Origin of the sequence: Clostridium sp. MT-14, from assembly GCF_042436595.1 — a bacterium.
Taxonomy (GTDB): domain Bacteria; phylum Bacillota; class Clostridia; order Clostridiales; family Clostridiaceae; genus Clostridium_B; species Clostridium_B aromativorans.
The window spans coordinates 117,815-138,742 of record NZ_JBHMIY010000003.1; the positions used below are offsets into that span (position 1 = coordinate 117,815).

Annotated in this window: 22 protein-coding genes and 2 tRNA genes; all 24 read left to right on the top strand. The window is 27.2% G+C overall.

Going from position 1 to position 20,928, the window contains the following annotated elements:
* Nucleotides 1–44 precede the first annotated feature (44 nt).
* The 24 genes from ACFHWD_RS03915 (at nucleotide 45) to ACFHWD_RS04030 (ending at nucleotide 20,918) form a co-directional block, all read left to right on the top strand.
* Nucleotides 45–2,630: a hypothetical protein gene (locus ACFHWD_RS03915; protein ID WP_378060579.1), complete on the top strand. Its 2,586-nt coding sequence runs from the start codon at nucleotides 45–47 to the stop codon at nucleotides 2,628–2,630.
* Nucleotides 2,631–3,025: 395 nt separating this feature from the next.
* A complete protein-coding gene (locus tag ACFHWD_RS03920; RefSeq protein ID WP_378060581.1) occupies nucleotides 3,026–3,319 on the top strand; it encodes an HU family DNA-binding protein in 294 nt (97 codons plus the stop codon).
* A 26-nt stretch (nucleotides 3,320–3,345) separates the two neighbouring features.
* Complete coding sequence (locus ACFHWD_RS03925) at nucleotides 3,346–4,122, top strand: HNH endonuclease (protein WP_378060584.1); 777 nt, start codon at nucleotides 3,346–3,348, stop codon at nucleotides 4,120–4,122.
* A gap of 101 nt (nucleotides 4,123–4,223) precedes the next feature.
* Nucleotides 4,224–5,447: a PhoH family protein gene (locus tag ACFHWD_RS03930; RefSeq protein ID WP_378060586.1), complete on the top strand. Its 1,224-nt coding sequence runs from the start codon at nucleotides 4,224–4,226 to the stop codon at nucleotides 5,445–5,447.
* Between the two features lie 32 nt (nucleotides 5,448–5,479).
* Nucleotides 5,480–5,677, top strand: coding sequence for a hypothetical protein (locus ACFHWD_RS03935; RefSeq protein ID WP_378060588.1), 198 nt, complete (start codon nucleotides 5,480–5,482; stop codon nucleotides 5,675–5,677).
* A gap of 9 nt (nucleotides 5,678–5,686) precedes the next feature.
* The gene (locus tag ACFHWD_RS03940; protein WP_378060590.1) at nucleotides 5,687–5,872 is read left to right on the top strand and encodes a hypothetical protein; all 186 of its coding nucleotides are present in this window, start codon (nucleotides 5,687–5,689) and stop codon (nucleotides 5,870–5,872) included.
* 298 nt (nucleotides 5,873–6,170) lie between these two features.
* A tRNA-Gln gene (locus ACFHWD_RS03945) sits at nucleotides 6,171–6,247 on the top strand.
* A gap of 68 nt (nucleotides 6,248–6,315) precedes the next feature.
* On the top strand, nucleotides 6,316–7,059 hold the full coding sequence (locus tag ACFHWD_RS03950; RefSeq protein WP_378060592.1) for a C40 family peptidase: 744 nt from the start codon (nucleotides 6,316–6,318) through the stop codon (nucleotides 7,057–7,059).
* Between the two features lie 68 nt (nucleotides 7,060–7,127).
* Nucleotides 7,128–7,523 (top strand): hypothetical protein, encoded by a 396-nt coding sequence (locus ACFHWD_RS03955; RefSeq protein ID WP_378060594.1) that lies wholly within the window; start codon nucleotides 7,128–7,130, stop codon nucleotides 7,521–7,523.
* Nucleotides 7,524–8,682: 1,159 nt separating this feature from the next.
* Nucleotides 8,683–8,757: transfer RNA gene (locus tag ACFHWD_RS03960), tRNA-Trp, on the top strand.
* A gap of 649 nt (nucleotides 8,758–9,406) precedes the next feature.
* Nucleotides 9,407–9,745 (top strand): hypothetical protein, encoded by a 339-nt coding sequence (locus tag ACFHWD_RS03965; RefSeq protein ID WP_378060596.1) that lies wholly within the window; start codon nucleotides 9,407–9,409, stop codon nucleotides 9,743–9,745.
* Nucleotides 9,746–10,152: 407 nt separating this feature from the next.
* Nucleotides 10,153–10,386 (top strand): hypothetical protein, encoded by a 234-nt coding sequence (locus ACFHWD_RS03970; RefSeq protein WP_378060598.1) that lies wholly within the window; start codon nucleotides 10,153–10,155, stop codon nucleotides 10,384–10,386.
* Between the two features lie 245 nt (nucleotides 10,387–10,631).
* Nucleotides 10,632–11,447, top strand: coding sequence for an antA/AntB antirepressor family protein (locus ACFHWD_RS03975; RefSeq protein WP_378060599.1), 816 nt, complete (start codon nucleotides 10,632–10,634; stop codon nucleotides 11,445–11,447).
* A 49-nt stretch (nucleotides 11,448–11,496) separates the two neighbouring features.
* Entirely contained in the window at nucleotides 11,497–11,634 is a 138-nt protein-coding gene (locus tag ACFHWD_RS03980; protein ID WP_378060600.1) for a hypothetical protein, read from the top strand.
* Nucleotides 11,635–11,686: 52 nt separating this feature from the next.
* The gene (locus ACFHWD_RS03985) at nucleotides 11,687–11,980 is read left to right on the top strand and encodes a GIY-YIG nuclease family protein (protein WP_378060602.1); all 294 of its coding nucleotides are present in this window, start codon (nucleotides 11,687–11,689) and stop codon (nucleotides 11,978–11,980) included.
* A gap of 310 nt (nucleotides 11,981–12,290) precedes the next feature.
* Entirely contained in the window at nucleotides 12,291–13,493 is a 1,203-nt protein-coding gene (locus tag ACFHWD_RS03990) for a hypothetical protein (RefSeq protein ID WP_378060604.1), read from the top strand.
* Entirely contained in the window at nucleotides 13,483–14,061 is a 579-nt protein-coding gene (locus ACFHWD_RS03995) for a hypothetical protein (RefSeq protein WP_378060606.1), read from the top strand. Before ACFHWD_RS03990 ends, ACFHWD_RS03995 begins: the two co-directional genes overlap by 11 nt.
* A gap of 120 nt (nucleotides 14,062–14,181) precedes the next feature.
* On the top strand, nucleotides 14,182–14,343 hold the full coding sequence (locus ACFHWD_RS04000; RefSeq protein WP_378060608.1) for a hypothetical protein: 162 nt from the start codon (nucleotides 14,182–14,184) through the stop codon (nucleotides 14,341–14,343).
* A gap of 41 nt (nucleotides 14,344–14,384) precedes the next feature.
* Entirely contained in the window at nucleotides 14,385–15,443 is a 1,059-nt protein-coding gene (locus ACFHWD_RS04005; RefSeq protein ID WP_378060610.1) for a hypothetical protein, read from the top strand.
* 210 nt (nucleotides 15,444–15,653) lie between these two features.
* Nucleotides 15,654–15,857 carry a hypothetical protein gene (locus tag ACFHWD_RS04010; protein ID WP_378060612.1) on the top strand — a complete coding sequence of 68 codons (204 nt, stop codon included), beginning with the start codon at nucleotides 15,654–15,656 and terminating at the stop codon, nucleotides 15,855–15,857.
* 17 nt (nucleotides 15,858–15,874) lie between these two features.
* The gene (locus ACFHWD_RS04015; RefSeq protein WP_378060614.1) at nucleotides 15,875–17,503 is read left to right on the top strand and encodes a hypothetical protein; all 1,629 of its coding nucleotides are present in this window, start codon (nucleotides 15,875–15,877) and stop codon (nucleotides 17,501–17,503) included.
* 151 nt (nucleotides 17,504–17,654) lie between these two features.
* Nucleotides 17,655–19,127, top strand: a complete 1,473-nt coding sequence (locus tag ACFHWD_RS04020; RefSeq protein ID WP_378060616.1) for a hypothetical protein — start codon at nucleotides 17,655–17,657, stop codon at nucleotides 19,125–19,127.
* Nucleotides 19,128–19,140: 13 nt separating this feature from the next.
* Complete coding sequence (locus ACFHWD_RS04025) at nucleotides 19,141–19,305, top strand: hypothetical protein (RefSeq protein ID WP_378060618.1); 165 nt, start codon at nucleotides 19,141–19,143, stop codon at nucleotides 19,303–19,305.
* A gap of 8 nt (nucleotides 19,306–19,313) precedes the next feature.
* On the top strand, nucleotides 19,314–20,918 hold the full coding sequence (locus ACFHWD_RS04030) for a hypothetical protein (RefSeq protein WP_378060620.1): 1,605 nt from the start codon (nucleotides 19,314–19,316) through the stop codon (nucleotides 20,916–20,918).
* The last annotated feature ends 10 nt before the right edge of the window (nucleotides 20,919–20,928 follow it).

Here is a 20,928-nt window from a genome sequence, read left to right on the forward strand (position 1 = left end):
TTTATAATAAAGAGGAAGTTCAATTATATAAGAAACTGAGTAAGTTGTACACATATAAAAGATTATTAAAATCTATAATTAAGCGTTCGGCAAAAGAAAAAAATAAGTTATATTTAAATAAAGTAAAAAGGTATTATACTCGTAATAATAAGAGAATAAAAGTAAGAAAAAAAGAATTGGAGGATTTATTTAATCAAAATAAGGATATTAGAATTTTACGACAAGAAAAAATTAATAAATACAATATAGTTTCTATCTTTGAATCAACATTAACAAGAGTTTTGAATATACCTATAGATAGTTTATCTACAGATTTAATAATTGTAACTGCATATTTTTTTGATGTACTAAAAGATATTGTGAAGAATGGATTTATATATAATGGAGAAAAATACATATGTTTAACTGCAAGTGCAGGACAGATAAGAAAGAAAAAAACAGTATATATAAAAGAGAATTTATTAAAAAAATATTCTAATACTATAACTTGTGGTTTGACTCTTGAGCATATAAATGCTAAGGGTGGTATAAATGTAAATAAGTATTTAGCGTATACTGCATTGAATAATTCAGCTACTGATATAATAGAAAATTTTGATATTAATAAAACTATTGTTGTTTCAGATATGGAAACAGATGTTGAAGGTACGGTTGATTTTATAAATGATAAAAATTACGAAATAGAACGTAGAAAAAATATTAAAATTCCTGTACCTCATACTGATGGATGTGGTATGATATTGCCATCTTTTAGTAAAAAAAATATGATGATTAGATTACCTTGGGTAAAGGGACTACTTATCAGTTTTCCTTTTGATAAATTTATTAAAAAAGCAGACAAAGAAGATCCTGATGTAACACATAGTACAGTTGTAGATATTTATGGACAAGAACATGATATTATAAAAGAAAACATACAAATAATTTTTACAAAAAGTCAGTTTAAAATGTATAAATATTATTCTTCATGGTCTGAGTATCAGACAAAGTTTATTAAATATCATTGTCAAGCAGGAAAATGTAATGAAGAAGAGGATAATTTTGATAAAGCAAAAATAAATTATCAAATGTTACAGACATTAATAGACATGAAAGATGAAGAACTTATAAATATAAGTAATCGAACAATTAAAGATATAAAAGACATAGGATCAAATATGGATACAATGCTAAGAGTTTTAGGGGTTTCTACATATAGAGAAAATAAGAATTTTCTTCAAAAAAGTTTAAAAATATACCCTGAGATGTTACAAGATAATTATTGTAAAGAAGTTATAAGAGATATAAAGAAAAGTATTGTAAAACAGGGGAGAGCAGGGCGTATAATAATAAATGGTACATATACATTTATAGCACCTGATTTATATGCTTTTTGTGAAAATTTGTTTTTAGGAGACAAGAATCCTAAAGGATTGCTAGAAAATGGGGAGGTTTCCTGTAAAATATTTAAGGAATATAAAGAATTAGATTGTTTACGGTCGCCTCATCTATATATGGAACATGCAGTTAGAAAAAACATTGTAAATGAGAAAATATCTGAATGGTTTACTACAAATGCTTTATATACTAGTTGCCATGATTTAATAAGTAAAATACTTATGTTTGATGTAGATGGTGATAAAAGTCTTGTGTGTGCTGATAGTACAATAATAGAAGTAGCAAAAAGAAATATTGAAAATAATAATATTGTACCATTATATTATGATATGAAAAAGGCTGAACCTACAAAAATTAATTCAAATACTATTTATAAAGGATTGATTTCGGCATATAAGGGTGGAAATATTGGTATGATTAGCAATAATATTACTAAAATTTGGAATAGTAATGATGGTGATTTAGAAGAAAAATTAAAAGTTATTAAATGGTTATGTATGGAAAACAATTTTACTATAGATTATGCTAAAACATTATATAAACCTGTTAGACCTAAGAAAATAGACAAGATAATAAAAAAATATACATCAAAGAAAGTTCCACATTTTTTTATATATGCCAAAGATAAAAATAAAAGTCAAGTTGAACAAATTACCAATAATACTATGGATAAGTTGGAAAATATTATTCCCAATTCAAATATTACATTTAAAAAGTTAGGAATAAGTAAATTTAATTATAAAAAACTAATGTATGATAATAAAATAGAATTAAATTCTAATATTATTAATATGTATAATAAATTAGATAAAAAGAAACCTTTCTTTATGAATAAGAAGGAAAGTAAAGATATTGAAGATAGTAATATTATTTATTTATATAAAGAAATAAAAGAAAAATTAATAACTATAGGAATACAAGAATTAAGAAATAATTTTGAAGATGACAAAGTTATTTTTGAAGAAGAAAAAAGTTTAATTGCAGAAAGATATGTTACAGATGTTTTGGTAAAGTATTTATATAATGAGAAAAATACTAGATTTAAAACTACATTATGGGCTTGTTTTGGTAAAACAATTTATATGAATTTAAAACATAATTTAAAAGGAACTAAGTTATGTAAGAAGTGCAAAAAGAGAATAGAACACAAGAGTCCGAAGCAGAAATATTGTCCGCAGTGCGCCAGGGAAATCAATATACAAAAAACTATAGAGAACAGGCGTAAAAAGAGAGAAAGTAGTGAAAGTGTTTGAAATAGAAATACCCCACAAACCGTTGGTATCACTAGGGTTGAAGAGGATTCGATAATATTTTTATTTTAAAAAAAGTGTGCTTAGGTATTGATTTTAGTAGGATACAGGGCAATTAACAAGATGAGTCTTTTAGGGGAATAAACAAAATAAATAAATGTCGGAGGATTTAGAGATGAAATTTAAATGAGGAGAAAAGAAATTTTATACATACCTAAAAAGTGTCAAAAATGCATGAATGACTGTAAGCAACAATCATGTTGTGAGAATGCAGAAATAGCAATGTGTAAAAAATATAAAAAATTAAAAAAGTCAAAACAAAATTAATAAATATAAATAATAAATAAATTTGGTTATCAGTAAACCAGTAAAACTGTTAAGGGAAAAGGAGAAATAAAATGGCAAATAAGAATGAAGTAATAACAAAGATAGCAGAGAAGACAGGATTGACTAAGAAGGATTCTGAATTGGCTTTGAAGGGATTTATAGAATCTGTAGAGGAATTTGTAGCTTCTGGTGAAAAGGTTCAGTTAGTTGGATTTGGTACATTTGAGCCGAGGAAAAGAGCAGCAAGAGAAGTCCCATTACACCCAGGTAAAGCAGGAGATACAGAAAAAAGAATGATACCAGAGTCTACGGTTCCTGTATTTAAAGCTGGTAAAGAATTTAAGATAAAAGTAAAAGGTGAGTAAATATATTAATAAGTAAAATTGTAAAAATGAAATGGAATCCAAACAATAAAAGATGGTATGAATCAAAAGGTTATAAATGGACAAAAAATGGTGATGAATTTGATGTTAAAGTTGAAGACTTAAGCAAAGGGAGTAATGCAAAAGTACAAGTTCAATGTGATAACCCTAATTGTGATTGTACTAAATTTATTAGTTGGAAAATATATAAAAAACTTAACAATGATAAGTATTATTGTTATAATTGCACACATGTAATATATACATACGATGAAGTGAAGAGGGATTATTTACAACAAGGTTTTATATTATTAGAAAATAAATATACAACTATAGATAAACCTATGAAATGTATTTGCAAAAAACACAAAAACATTATACAATACAAAAGTTTTAGAATGATTTTAAATAAAAGAATGTGTTTCTATTGTCAACATGAATTGCAAAGAAAAGAAGGGCATCCAAGTTGGAAAGGTGGTATTACTCCAATAAATGAGTCTATAAGACATTCTGATGAATATATAAATTGGAGACGATTAGTATTTGAGCGTGATAATTATACTTGCCAATGTTGTAAAAATAGTCTTAGTAACAATTTAGAAGCACATCATATTGAGAATTTTTCAGATCATGAAAATTTAAGATTTGATATAAATAATGGAATTACGTTGTGTAAAAAATGTCATAATCCTAATCAAAAAGGCAGTTTCCATAATATATATGGAAACTATAACAATACCGAAGAGCAATTAAAAGAATATATAAAAAATCATAGGAAAAGAATTCAAAAACATAGTAAAAGGTGAATAATACATATTTTATAAGATAATTAATAAATGGGCAGAGTGTCATCATACATATTTTATTCTCTCTGCTCATGATATTATTATAGATGGGCGGGCAAACTATGGATGATGGTAAAGTCAAATTTTATGATACAAATACTTTGTTAGAATTAAGTGATGAGTTAGATAAAATAAATTTTTTCTATACAAGTAGTGTAGTTTTAAATGAATTAGAAAATATAAAAACATCTAAGAATAAAACGGAAGATGTAAGATATAAAGCAAGATGTGTAAGTAGGTTCTTAAGAGATAATGATAATAAATATGAGTGTATAATAGTAAAAGATGAAGCTTACAATATGTTACATACTTATAGATTACCAGAAACGAATGATAATTTAATAGTAACATGTGCATATATAAAAAATTTAGAGCTAAATGATCAATTAATATATGTCACAAATGATACTTGTAATTATAATATTGCTAAAAATATATTTAAATTACATACTGATAAAATTAATAAAGAAGAAAATGAGAATTATAAAGGATATATTGAATTATCAGGAGACACAAATTATGTCAATGATATTATAGATGGCTATTTGCAAGGTTCAAACAAATTAGATTTATTTCAAAATGAGTATTTAATTATATATAATACGGATACAGATAAATATATAGAATATAAATATTATAATAATAAATTAGAAAGATTAAAATTACCATCAAGCAACGTTATAAAAGGATGGAATGTAAAACAAAGATGTGCTTTGGATTTGTTAATGAATAAAGACATTCCAATTAAAATTATAGCTGGAACGTACGGCTCCGGCAAGACCAAGCTTGCAGTAAAATTAGGATTATATCATATATTAGACAAGGGTACATATACAAAAATGCTATTGGTAAGAAATCCTGTGGGATCAGGCCAAGAGATTGGTTTTATTAAAGGTGATAAGCAAGATAAAATAAAAGAATTTTATGCACCTATAGAACAAAATCTTGATGGTGGAGAATACCAAATGCAAGATATGCTAACAAAAGGGCAAATAGAATGTCAAATACCCTATTATCTCAAAGGTACAAGTTTTAATAGTACTTTTATGTTAATAGATGAATGTGAAGATTTAGATAAAGATTTATTTAAATTGGTTGGTACTAGAGTAGGGAAAGATTCTTGCATTGTATTTACAGGAGATTGGAAGCAGGCAGAAACTAAATATGTACATAATAATGGTCTTTCACAATTCATCCAATATGCGAAAGGGAATCCTTTAGTTGGAATTGTAGTGTTGGATGAGGATGTAAGATCGGATGCAAGTAAAATATTTGCTGATTTTTAAAATAAAATTAATAAAAGGTAGGTTTTATATAAATGGCAAAAAGTACAAATAAAATAAGCTTTAGTAAAGCTACATTGAGTAAAAATGATAAAGGTGAATATATAGTTGAAGAAATAAATAAAGATGATAGTAAAATATATAATTTATCAAAGGAACTAGATAAATTTATTAGCTATGAGGGATTGTCAATTAATGTGTCACAGGATTGCGTTATACCTCCAGAAGAGTAGGTGATATAAATGTATATTGGAAAAGCACATAATGAAGCTATAGATGAATACATAGACAGTGTATTATCTGGCGAAGGATTGGTTCATCCATTTATCAATGAAGAGCTAGCAAGGCAGATAAAAACAGCAACTAAAAAAGCATTTTTAACTGGATATAAAGATTGTGAAGAGACAACAGAATTAGAAAACGAATGAGGTTAAAATACAGATTTTATGTGAAATTAATAAAAAAGTATTGACAAGTGAAATAAATAATAGTAATATAATACTTGTAAGGAAGAAATAAAGTATTTTCAGAGGAGTAACTGATACTCCTTGATATTAAATCACCAATGGCAAGTCCAAAGTCTTGTAGGTAGAAGTGCGATGGGTAATGAATAGTAGATTATATGATTAATATAAAATTAATAAAAGATAGGTATTACAATATGCAAAATATTACATTATATTACTTACCTAGTTTTGGCTAGGAGATTCTATCACATATTTTTATAGGGAATTAGCTTAACTTGGTAAAGCAACAGACTTTGACTCTGGAGACTGATGGTTCAAATCCATTATTCCCTGCCAAATTAGTAAAAATATTAAAAAATAATTATGGTGCGATGAATTCGACCAGTAGTAAGGAGAGGTTATTAGTGAAAAATTTAAATGAAAAAATTGTAGAAGAAGCGAAAAAATGTTTGGGGATATCTTATATGTGGGGTGGTGAGTCACCTGATATAGGATTTGACTGTTCAGGATTGGTACAATATGTGTATCAACAAGTGGGAATAAGCATACCTAGAACCACATATGAACAGTGTAAAATTGGTTTAACAGTAGGGTATGATAGAATTACTGTAAATATTAAAATTGGAGATTTAATATTTTTTAAAGGTGGATCGAATACTATTACTAAGCCAGAACATGTAGGAATATATGTAGGAAACGGAAAGTATATACAAGCATCACATATTGATGATGTTGTAAAAATATCTGATTTAAATGCTAGAAATGATATTTTTATTATAAAAAGAATAGTAAATGAGAATAATAATATTATGATTTATACACCAATGGTTTCAAATATATATTTGGGTGATGTAAAATACGTTTTATATAAATATGTTGTCGATTTAGATTCGGATAATGTAACATTTAGATGTGGTACATATGCTTATCATAAGATAAGTCAATTAAGTGGATTCAAAAGATATATCGGACATAGTAGTATATTAGATTTAAATGGTGAAATTATTAGAGTATATTCTATGCCTAAAGATTTAGATAAAAGAAAATTAATAATTAGTAATAGAGATTTAAATTCTTCACCCGAAAATGAAGAAATATGTATAGATCATACAGTGTATGATAATGATATTGTATTACAATTTGCCTAGTTTTTTGGATTATTGGCAGGTTCTCTGCTTTTAATAAATATTTTTAAATTTTTAAGGAGGAATTTTTTATGACAAGTTTTTTAAGCAATTTTAATGATGATTTTGATGAAATGGTAGAAGGAATTTTTGGTAAGCCAAGACATTTGATTTTTAACAGTTCGGTAAAAGATCTTTATCCAACGAATTGGAAGAAAAATGAGAATGGAGATTATATTTGTACAATAAAGACGTTGGGAATTGAACCTTCTGATTTGAATATTGAACAAACAGAATGGGGATTAAAGGTACAAGGTGAAACAAAAATAGAGGAAGATACATATAATACGTCAATGGAACTTCCGATTGCTAATGGTATTATGAATAAAATAAATAAAATAAAAGTAAAGAGTAGGAATGGATTGACTTTTATTACTTTGATATTAGATAAAGAACCGAAAAAGAAAATAGAGATAGAGACAGAATGATAAAATTAATAAAACAAGATAAAAAGTAAATTTTAATTGCATGTCTATATGATATGCCAGGCTGACAACCAACATAAAATGTTGTAGACAATTAGAAGTCTTTAAAAGTCTAAATCTAATTATAATAACAATGTCATTCAGTGACACTTAAATAGGACAAAGCAGTATAGCTGCGCTTAATTACAAACCTTTTGTGGATTATACAAAGAAAATAGTAGTTTAATACTGCCACAATAAAAAAACTTAAATTAGGGCGTTTTTAAATTGGATCAATGCTTCTACTATTGCAAATCCTCCCTGATTTAGCCTCATTGAGTTTGTTATTTTAGACAAAGAAGGTTTTAAAAATGAGGGTATGTAAATTAACAATTATGTATTTTTAATATTTGCCTCTCCCCCAGGTAAATAGTGTTACTGGCTAGGTCAACACTATAAATAAAAGCTGGCCTCCGATGAGCCTTTTCAAGCCTTTTAATAATGCTCAAAGAGAATTGGCGGGTTGCAAATTCCTTTAATTTTGTGGTGATTGCTGGTTATTATCTATCCCGAAGTACAAGGGATTAACTAGTATTAAATAGGTCGGAATGGAGACTTTAAACCCATTTCCATTACAGAGAAAAATGTGAATATAAGTGAGAATAGATTCCTTGTATTGGCTCTAAGCATAATAGAGCAGGGTAAATATTAAATACTAGTTGTAAATATTTACCCTTAATACAATAATATATGGGTAGAAGGGTAGTCCAAAAAGCGTAAAACCAACTACAATAATTAGTACTAACTCTTTACGAGTCAGAGGTGTATTCACCTCTATAAAACTAATATTTTATTGCTCATGTACCTATGGTACAAAGAGACCACCGGGACGTTGAGGCGTAACCGGTATATAATACACCTAATGGTGTTATGATAGTGAAAATATCCGTATTTGGATGTGAGTTAGCTATCTGGGGCTCGTGTTTTGCGGGCGATAGAGTAGTGGTGGAATAGAATATCCAACTGCATAAATAAAATATGCAGGGAGAGGGCATGGATACCAGTAAACACTGGCGGAGAAGATAAGCAAGTACCGTTATGGGAAAGGAATTCCGAAAGTCTAAAAAGTTGGGGCTTATCATGTGGGGTGCGAATCCTCACCTACTCTATATTTATTAATTCGGGGGGTTTGGTGTAATTGGTAGCATACTGATCTCCAAAATCAGTGCTCAGGGATCGAAGCCTTGAACCCCTGCCAATGATGAAATAAATATCGTTCTAAGATGCTATATTTATGGAGTTTGATAAGAACTTTATGTCTACTACAACTTAGATAGGGAAATCGAAAGAAGATATTCAAAAAATGGTGAACCATACCAATCGTTCTATATGAGAGATAGGCAGAAACCTACCCAAGGTATGTCAAGACAAGTTGGATAGTATATAATTCAGAAGTGGTTCAGAGGATTATATATGATGGCAAGTGGCGTGAGCCTTGAAGAAGTTTGTCTGTAACCTGAGTCTCATAGCTTATAGTTGAAGTAATGAGTACAATATACATTGGGTGAAATAGCACGAAGATTGAAATGGGTGGAAAACCTGAACAAATAATGAATAACCTCTATTATGTTAATTGGGGAAATAGGGTAGTGACTATGGGTGATAACCAAAACTATGTGATATTGAGAAGATGACTCCTATGTTGGAGCATCTATCTTTATTTTTTAATAAAAGAGGTGAGATATATGATTATAACAATTAAATTAACGCAAAAAGAATTAGAAGAATGTTTAAATAATTGGGATTAATTTCCTGATATTTATCTATAATGTAACCAAAGACTGTCACAAGTCAGTTTGAAAAATACAGAGTGTAGATAATAAATAAAATGAAGAGGAGAAATGAATATGAATGAGAAAGGTATAAGAATTACAAATGGTGTGATAAGTTGTTGTAATGATGCAGCAACAACACCTTTATATGTTTATATTGATGTTTATCAAACGAAAAAAGGAATGAAAACATCTATTTTTGGAGATGGTTATTTAGTATTGAGAGATGTCACTATGTCTACTATTGGTAATATAGTAAAAACGTATAATAATAACTTAGTACATAAATATGGAAACAATGTAGATTTGACATATTTTATTGATATTAGAGGGCTTGGTTTGGGTGTATATCAATTATTAAAAGAACAGTTAAAAGAAGAAAATATAAATATTTGTAAGTTGGATATAGTGTAAATAATATAGATGGGCGGTAACGGTTGGTGGTGTCACAGTGAAAACAAAGAATCAATGCCCTACTTGCGGTAAGATGTGTAAATCCAATAGTAAATATTGTGATCAGTGTGGTACATGTTTGGTATAAATACTTAAAAATGAGTGTGACTGACACTATATCAATCCGAAGTTTTTTAAAAAATTCTTGTTAGACGAATGTACTAACCGTTGGCGGACAACAGAAAAATCAGTCATTAGAAGAAAATTTGGAATCTGCGGAATACAAATTTTCTTCTTAAATTTAATATTAAAAATATTATAGGATTATTGAGGTCGGAAATGGTTCCCGACGCACTTGAAAGAGTACCTGAGATGATGGATACACCGCCCATCCAATAATTTAAGTACAAAATTAAGGAGTGGATATTATGCCATCTAAAAGATTATTAGAAATGGCTAAGAAGCATGAAGAAAAAACTGGATATAGTAAATTAACTGTTGAAGAAAGAAAAGAACTTAATAAAAAATGTTTTGATAAGTTGGCGAAAATTGATAAAGGTGATTATGAAATTGGAAAAATGATACTAAATCCAGAATATAGAAGTAAAGTAAGAGAATATTTTGATGATAATCATGAGGAAAAAGAAATATTTGAGTCTTGAGGATTGATATGAAGAATAAATTTGTCAAATAAAATTAATAAAAATGAGAAAAGATCGTGCTCAAGAAACTTTTGAAGCCTTGAGCCTTATTTATACACTTATTGGAGACTCCATGCTCCATATTTAGCGTATATAGAGCTTATCCGTAAAAAGGGTAGGTTCTATTATGCGTTAAATATTTTGGATTCTGCAATAAGTGTATAAGAATATTATACGCTAATAAATTACATGGAGGTAATATATTAATGTCACAGAAATTTAGTAAAAGATTTTTAAATGAGGTACTTGGATTTAATGAAGAAGAAACAGAATTGGTAATGAAAGCACAAAGGATATTTCCAGAAATGTTAGAGAATGGTGCTACTAAAATTAAAAGTGTAAGGAGATTATATGAACAAATTGGATTAAATAAAACACAGTGGGCAAGATGGTACACAAAAAATATTATTAAGAATGAGTTTTTTAAAGAAAATGTGGATTGGGTAGGTATTCGACATGAAGTCGAAAACTCTCTTGGAGGTAGACCAACAATGGATTTTGAGGTATCTATTGAATTTGCTAAACATCTGACAATGCAAGCTAGAACAATAAATGCTCATGAGGCAAGAAACTATTTTATTTTGATGGAAAAAGCTGTAAAAGGTATGACTGAACATTTAGTGGTTAGGGAGCCAGAAAAAGCAGGATATAATGAAATGAGGGAATACATAGCTGGTTGGTATACCCGTAATTATCCAGGAGCAAAAATAAATCCTTATGTATTTGCTAAAGAGGCTGATATGCTTAATATCGCTTTGATAGGTCAAAGTGCAAAGAGTATAAAAGAATTTCTATCATTTAATGATATTAATACTAGAGAACATCTAAGAATTGAAATAAATAAAGCATTATATGAGTTGCAAATATTAAATAGTTCTTTGTTAATTGCAAATATGGATTTTCAGCAAAGAAAAAATATCATAGAAGCTACCTGTGAAGCAAAGTATGATATTTTAAAATTAAAGATCAATGAAGAATTGAGAAATAAGGGATATACCAAAAAGTTAGAATACATAAAATAAATAAGTATATAAATTCTAAGTTCTATTGGAAAATTCTGAAGGGAATATAATGAGAAAATTAAATATTAATAAATTAAATAATAAAAAGCATATATATGTTAGTTCGGAAGAAGCATTAAAAGATATTATTCCATTCAATTGGAGTAAAGATGTATTAAATGGTAAAAAGAGAGTGATTATAAAATAAATAATTTTAGAAGAGTAGAATTAATTTTCTACTCTTTTTTTGGAGTGATTTAGTGAAAAATGGTAAAGTTTATTTCATAGGATGTAATAGGATGGGTATTAAAATTGGATATACAAAGAATGATCCTAGTAAAAGACTCAAACAGCTTCAGACAGGATGTCCATATAAATTGGAATTATTATATGTGATTGATGGTGCAAGTAGAGATACTGAAGCATATTATCATAGAGTGTTTAGTTCATATTTAAATATTAGTGGGGAATGGTATGATTATAATTTTGTTTTAGAATGGATTAATAGAAGGGAATTAGAACAAAAAGTATTAAAAAAGGAAGGAATTATATAAAAATGGAAGAATATAAAGGAAAAATATTAGATGGTTTAATAGATTTTCTTTAGATAAGAAAATAAATTAATAAAATTGAAATTTTATTTGAAAGGATTGTAATAGAATTGACACTGAAAAACATGGGCAGGAAACGTAAGAAAAAATTCATAAAATGTTTTAACTGCGGAGATCAAATCGAACTTAGAGAAGAAGACATAGAAACAACACATGCAGGAAAACAAGTTGTTAGGAGTATATATTGTAATAAGTGTGGAGAACAAAATATAATTTCAAAATAAAGTAAATATATGATAAAGAGGTATATATTATGGATAAAGATTTAAAAGAGATTTTTAATTTAGGCATAAAAAAACGTAATCGTGAAATAGAGTTATCGTGGCAAGAAATATCAGATAAATATCCGAATTTATTTGATAATTCAGGCGAGAATGTACGTCAATTTATTAAACGGGAATTACGTAAACAGGGAAAACTTCCCAATAAATCAGATTGTATTGATAAGAATATACAAAATAAATTAAATGAAATAGATCTAAAGATGATCGAATTGAAAAAAGAAAAAATTAAATATCAAGATCAAAAAAGAGAGTTAAGAAATATTGTACGAAAATGGAGTAGAGCAGAACATTTTTATGGCGAAATACAGAAATCAATAAAAGATATAACACCATTAGAACAAATAAAGGTAATACATTATTATCCTGATCAGTATAAAGAAGGATTACTTTTAACGTCTGATTGGCATGTAGGGCTATTCTGTAGTAATTATTGGAATGAATTTAATAAAGATGTTTTATATAAAAGGGTAAATAAATTATTAAATAAAGTAATAGAATATGGTAAATTACATAGAATTAATAAATTACATATTTTTTCATTGGGTGATTTGATAAATGGATTTATTCATATAACAGCAAGAATAACAAATACTGAGAATGTAATTCAACAAACACAATTAGGAGCTGAATTATTAAGTAATTTCTTATTAAAGTTATCAGAAAATTTTCCAAAAATATATTTTTATAATACTGTTGGAAATCATGATAGACTTATGCCAAATAAACAAGAATCCTTAATGGATGAGAATTTTATGTTTTTAATTCCTTGGTATTTAAAAGCAAGGTTAAAAGATATTAATAATATAGAATTTGTCGATAACAAAGTTGATGAAGGTATAGTTATTGCAAATATCTGTGGTAAATATGTTTTTGGAGTACATGGTGATAAAGATAAAGTAAAAGATGTTGTACCTAATTTAACTCTAATGTTAAAGATTATTCCTTCTATGGTTTGTTTGGGACATACTCATCATCATGAAGAAAATGAATATCATGATGTAGATGTTGTAGTAAACAGCAGTTTGTCTGGAGTGGATGAATATGCTAAGAATATTAGAAGAACTTCTAAGCCATCACAAAAATTAATAATTTTTAATAATGATGATTGGCGGGAGTGTACTTATAATATTAATCTAAATTCAGAAAAAGCAGGTGTTGATTATGAAGGCTGAATTAAAGAAATTTCAAGATTATGAGAGTGAAATGGAATTTTGTAAAAAAGTGTTTAATTTGAATAAAAAACAATATATTTTAATAATAGGTGCGGAATCATTTGTGAATGATATATTGTTAAATATAGGTGAAGATAATATAGATTTCGTAATAACAGATAAAGATATAAAATCAACCAACAAAAAATGTAATTATTGTTTATTAGAAGAAGATGATATTAAAAAATTAAGCGATTACAAAGATCGTATAATTAATAAAGCTTATATTTTGAGTAATAAAGATGAAAAAATGAAAATATTTGATAAATCTTCTATTGAAGATATGAGTAATGATAATTCAGAGGATATAAAAGGTTATAATCTTACTAAGCAATATGAGATTGCTTCTAATGAGATTGTAGATCGGTATTTGGATATATCATATTATGTTACCGATGAAGATAAAAAGAGAGAATTATTAACAGAACTATTTGCGGAAGGTTATTATGTTGGGGTTATGCTGGATAGATTGCAAATTGCACAAGAATTGGCTGACGGAGTTACTAATATGATAGAAAATCAAAATTAAAGTATAAATACTTTAATTTATTCTTAAGAAATTTAAAAAAACCATTAATTATACTATAATACTATAATTAATAAAAGTCAAGAAAGAAATAAGGAATGTTTCAGAGGAAAGAGGAGAAAAATGAATGGGAAATATAAAGTAGTAATGATAATAGATAATGATAAAGAAATCAGTATAAAGGAAAACGTAGATTGTATTTTGGCAAATAAATTTAAAATTTTTAGAGAGAATAATGAGATAAGAGATAATGTAGAGTATAAAGTTGTCAACGAAAAAGCTTAGCATATCATTAATAAATTGTAAAGCACAAGGGAAGTGATATAATGCCTAAAAAAATAAATCGAGAAAAACCTAAGATTCAATGCCAAGGTACAAGTTGTGGTCATAGATTGTTGGTTAGAAACGCATATAATTTTTATAAATCAAATAACCCTATTCATAACAATGAGATGTGCGGAGGATATGCTCCTATTTGTAAAGGCTGCTTAAAAGAACTTTGTATGGGTTCTGATAATCAAATTAATATAAATGGTTTAATGTATGTATTAAAATTTTTAAACAAACCATTTATTAAAGATGTTTATTTAAAGCTATTGAATTCTGAAGGAGGATTTGATTTAGGTACATATTTAAAAGATATTTCATTTAATGCATATACAGAATTACGGTTCTCTGATAGTGATGATTATAAAGAAGAAAATGTTCCACTAAATATAAATAATAAGGATATCGATAATACTAATATATTTACTAGAAAAGATGAAAAAGTAAAAAGTGAAGTTGTCGAATTAATTGGATATGATTTATTTTGCCAATATTCTAAAGCGGATCAGAAATTTTTATATAATGAATTATTACCTTATTTAAATGAAGAGACATTAGAAGATAGTTATCTTTTAAGTCAAATAATACAGATAGTAGATAATAACAGCCAAATTAGGAATATAAATATACAAAAAAATAAATTAATTACTGATGGTATTTTAAAAAATGCAGAAGAATTAAAAAAACTTACAAATATAGTAAAAGCCATATCTGAGACAACAGATAAATTAGCAAAAGAAAATGGTATATCAGTTAAAAACAGATCGGATAAGAAGACCGGCGAATCTGAATTAACATCTAAGATGAAAGAATATAGAGAAAAAGGGTTTGAAAATGCAGAACAAGATTATTATGATCAAAACAAAGCTTATGGCATGAAGGTTTGTGCAGATATTTCAAATAAAAGTATATTGGAACAATTACAATTTGATGAAAATGATGTTAATGAGATGTTTTTTAGTCAAAGGAAACGAATAAAAGAATTACAAGATAAAGTAATGGATTTAGAAGAAGAAAACAGGCAACTACATGTTAAAATGCAGGTTTTAAGAAATTGACAAGAACACTCGTGATTTCAATCATGAGATGAATTGGCAAATAGAGAGGATGGAATAATCTTGATAATGAATGACTTCATGGGTTGGACAGGATCATATTTTAAAATTAATAAAATTATTAAATTGGGGATAGCAAACTTTGAAGGAACGCAAAAAGATTATTTACAATATGAATAATTGAATATTTCACATAAGGGGGTGGTTATATATATGGCTATTAGAGCTAAAGCAACATTAAGTTCAAGAAAAATAAAACTATATTCTGCAAATTCTAAAATAATAAAATATTGGAGGAGAAATCCATGTATTGCTTGTGAAGATTTATTAGGAATAGAACTTTTAGATTTTCAGAAATACATATTGCAAGAATCTTGGAACAAACCAATGTGTCTTTGGTGTTGTAGCCGTAACTGAACGCAGGTAAATCATTTATGGGTGCAATAATAATACTTTTAAAAGCATTATTATATGAAGACCAAAGTATATATATAGCTGCTCCAGTCGGTGACCAAAGTAAAGAATTATTCACAAAAATAGAAGAAATTGTATTAAAAGTAGGTAAAACTTCAGCATCTATAGATTCATTAAAAAAGATAGCTTCTAAAGAAATAGTTATAACGAAATCTAATTCAACAGGATTTATTCATGCTCAATCGGGATTCCATGTATCTTTTTATAATGGATCAGAAATAACTAGTTTGAATGGGAAACCAGACAATAACAGAAGTAAGAGAAGTTCACTTGTATTTTTTGATGAAAGTGGTTTCATGTCGGAAGAAGCTATAAGTATTATGGAAGCATTTGCGACTCAAAATTCTAATTTTTCAACTTCAACAAAAAAGAATTATGATGTAAAAGCTAAAAGGAAAAAATGTCCTACACAATTAATATATGCGTCTTCTGCTAGTGATGTTGATACTACTTTTTTTAGACATTATAAAGACTTTGCAAAACAAATGTTCTTAGGGGATAATAATTATTTTTGTTGTGATATACCATGTGAAATACCTTTACACCCCATAATGAATGGTGAAAAATATACGGCATTATTAACACAATCAAAAATAGATAGTGCAATGAAATCAAATAAAGAAAAGGCAATTAGAGAATATTTCAATAAATTTACAAAAGATGGAGGAGAAGACCAGATTGTAAAATGGGGAGAAATTAGACGAAATGAGACTTTTTTATTACCAGAAGTATGTAGTGATAGAGCAGGAGGAAAATATGTTATAGCTTTTGATCCTGCTAGAATAAATGATAATTCAATTATTACTATAATGAAGATAATCAAGGATAAAAATATTGGATATTATGGTAAAATAGTAAATTGTATCAATTTAATTGATAAAACTAGTAATAAGAATATAAAATTATCATCTCCTGAACAAATAAAAATTTTAAAAGAACAAATTTTAAATTATAATGGTAATGCTCCAGATTATGAAAATATATTAGCTATTAACCTTGATGATGGAGCAGGTGGTGGAGGAATTTCGGCTTTTGGAGATAATTTATTAGAAGAATGGCAGGATTCAAAAGGGATTTCACATAAAGGATTCTTAGATATACACGATGAAAGGTATGAGGGGTATTTTAGTAGATATCCTAATACAAGTGATAAATTACATTTGATTAGTGCTAAAAAATATAGAACTCAAATGGTAGAAGAATTCATAGAATTAATGAAATTAGATCTATTGAAATTTCCTAAAGAATATAATGGAAAAGGATATATAACATTAGAGAGAAAGAAAAAGAATGGTGAAATAGAGTTATATGATAAAAAATTAAGTAGAGAAGAAGAAACTGCATTAATGCAAATGGATCTGTTAAAAATTGAATTAACAGCTATCCATAAAATTACAAATCCTGAGAATACTAATAAAACTTATAGGATTCCTAAAGATAAAGAAAGCACTATACATGATGATAGATTTTATACAATTATTTTATTAAGTCATTTTTTATATAATTTGAGAAGAGAAAATATAATAAATAAAAAAAATCAATTAGATTTATCCAAAATCCATTCTTTTGTCTCCAGAATTAGTTTCTAAATTATTATAAGGTAGGTGGTTTGCTATAACTGAAAAAAAAAAAGAGACTTTAATTACAGAAGTTGATGAAGATACAACGGTAATAACTTCGGAAAAGTTATCTAGAAAAGCTATTGAAAAAGCTGTATATCAATATAACAGTAAAAATTACATGTCTTCATATTTTAATGAAGACAGTTCTTTAATAAATTTTACAATAAAAGATATTGACGATTTGGCTTATAATGCTCAAAGTAAAATAAACAATATTATTAAAATAAATAATATTATTAGATATTTTATTAATAAAAATGACATATTAGGGAAGGTTCACGAAGTTATAGGTACTAATATTAATTCAGACTATGAACTTATATTTCCAAAAAAAATAGATGATAATAAAGAATTACTTTCGGAGATAAAAGATTTAATAGAGGATTTTAATAATAAAATAGGATTAAGGCAATTAATCATTGAATCCATACCAATATGTTTTGATGAAGGTAATTATATTTTAAATTTGAGAAAAGATTCTTTAAATAAAACATATACAATAGATTATTTTCCTTTGAAAGTGGCTGAAATTGCTGATTATAAAGCAGGAGCAGAACCATGTGTTTTAATAAATATAACTGAATTAACAAATAGATTAAGAAAAGTTTATAAAAAAACAAGAAAAGGGACTCCTTTATTTTATAAAAATTTAGATGAGGAAATAAAAAATAATTATCCTATAGAAATATATAATGCCTATAAAAATAAGGAAAAATATGCTAAATTAAATATAGAGAATACAGGAGTTATGAGAATAAATAATTTAGGTAGAAAATATGGATTGTCTCCGATATTTAAAACTTTAAAATCTATTATATATCTTGAAGAAATAGAAAAATCAGACAATATTAATATTCAAGCGAAGGGGAAAAAAATTATATTTCAAAAGATAAGAAAAGAATTAATAACAGATCTCCAACAAAGTGGAGTGAAGAATTGGTTAGAGGCTGTATCATTTTCTCATGGTGAAATTATAGAAGCATTAAAAACAAATCCATGTGTTTATACTGGAGCACCTTGGATTGAATCAGTAGAATATGTGGAACCTAAATTAGAACAAAATGATGTGGCAACAAAGAAACAATGTAGGCTAGATATAATGACAGCATTAGGAATTAATTTTTTAAGTTCTGATAAAGTTGGTACTTCACAAATTAGTATTACAGAATTAATGAAATTAATAAATAAGATTGCTGCACAATTGTCTGATATTTTGGAGAAATGGTATAAAGGGTTATTGCTTGACAATGGATATGATATTTCATTATGTCCAAAAATAAAAATTTTAGATAGTGAAAAATTATCTCAAGATATAGTGAAAGATTTAGTACAATTCTTGTTTTCTACTATGGGATGTAGTTATGAAACAGCGTATAAATTTTTGGGTATTGATATTAATGAAGAATTTAGAAGAAGAAAAGAAGAAAATAATTTAGAATATGAACAAGTATTTAGACCACATCCTACAAGTTATACAACAAGTGGTACAGATGTTGATAATAATTCTAATATTGGAAGACCAAATGACGATGAAGATATAGATAGACAAGATTATGATGAGCAGAGAAAGAAAGATGATGGTGTAACTTAAAAGAGGTGATATTTTGAAGACCTTAAAAGTAAAATGTCCATATTGTCAAAATTCTATATTAATAAAAATAGATGATAATTTCAATATAATTAATATTTATAAAAACAATAAACAAATCCAGATGTCACAAGAACAAGCTATAAAATATTTAAAAGACAATGGTATTGAATTTGGCTAGGAAAGTAGGTGACACTTACGAGTGAGAAAAACATAATAAAAAACAAAATAAATACGAATTTACAAAGTAAAATTGTATCTTATGAAATTTCAGAAGATGATAATTTCTGTGATATAACCGTTAGATTGTGCTATTTAGATGATTATAACTTAAATGGTATAAGATTATTGTCTAGTGATGGAGTAGATAATTGTGTCCAATCTTTAGTCAATACTCCTGTAGTTGCGTATTATAATATTGATACAGACGATTTTGATGGACATCGGGTATCATTTACAGTGAATGGAGTACAATTTGGTACACAAGCTATAGGTACTCATATAAAAGCTTGGATTCAAAATGATGAAGTAATGCCGGTGTTTTCAAATAGAAAAGTTGTTTTGCCTTGTATTTATGGTAAAGCAAGGATATGGAAAAGTAGATTTCCTATATATTATGAAACGTTAAAAAAAAGGATGGATGATGCTATAAGTAGCAATGGATCTGATAAGCTTGGTACTTCATGGGAAATACAAATGATTAGTTCTACATCGGATAATACAACTAATAAAAATATACCCAATCCTCGTAGTAGCGATAATTGGATATTTTTGGGAAATTGTATTTTAGGATCAGTAAAAAATGGTATTACTCCAGCTTATGATGGTACTTCAGAAGTATTGGAAATATCTTCATGTGGTATTGATTTGGAATTGTCTAATGCATTAAGTAAAGATAATAAAAAGAATAAATTAAAAGATAAATATGTGCAATCAACAAAAATGAGTTTATTAAATTTAATAAATAATAATATAGAGAAAGGAAGTATAAATAAAATGCCAAAAGCAAAAAAAATTGTAACTGCAAGTCTCACAATATATGATTTATATCAGAAAATTTCGGAGCAATTAAATCCAAGAGGATGGGATAGTCAACCATATTATTCAATATGGAGTGTTTATCCTGAAGAAAAAAAAGTAATATGTCAGGACATTGAAGCTTCTGAAGATGATTTAATGGTATTTACATATACAGTTGATGGAAATGATAATCTTACATTAAGTGAAGGAGTAGAAAAGAAATTATCTGTACTATTGTCAGAAATGACTCATGTTAATATTAATATGAATTTGGATGATACAGCTAAAATGCTTTCTACAAAAGAAACTAAAATTAATGAACTGGAAAAAGAATTGTCTACTGTAAATAAGGAGCTGTCTGATAAGACAGAAGCCATAGCGAAACTTGGAGAACAAATAACTAATAAAGATAAAGAAATTGCCGAGTTGAAACCTTTTAAAGAAGAACATGATACTTTAGTTGCTGAGAAAGAAGCAAAAGATAAACTTAAAAAGCAGGAAGAATTAAAAACCTTAGCAACAAAAGGTGGATATATTTCTGAAGATGAATTAGAAAAGTCAGAGAAGATAAAGAAAATGATAGAAGAAGTAGATGAAAAGGGTATAAAAGCTGAAATTGCTGAAAGAGTAATTGCTAAATTAGATGAGAAGCCATCAATAGAGACTTCTGATACTTCTAATAAATCAAATATAAAAACAGATTTAACTAATACTGATGAAGGTCTATTAACAGCAACAGATATAATAAAATCAATGTTAGTAAAAAATAATTAATAAAGAAGGG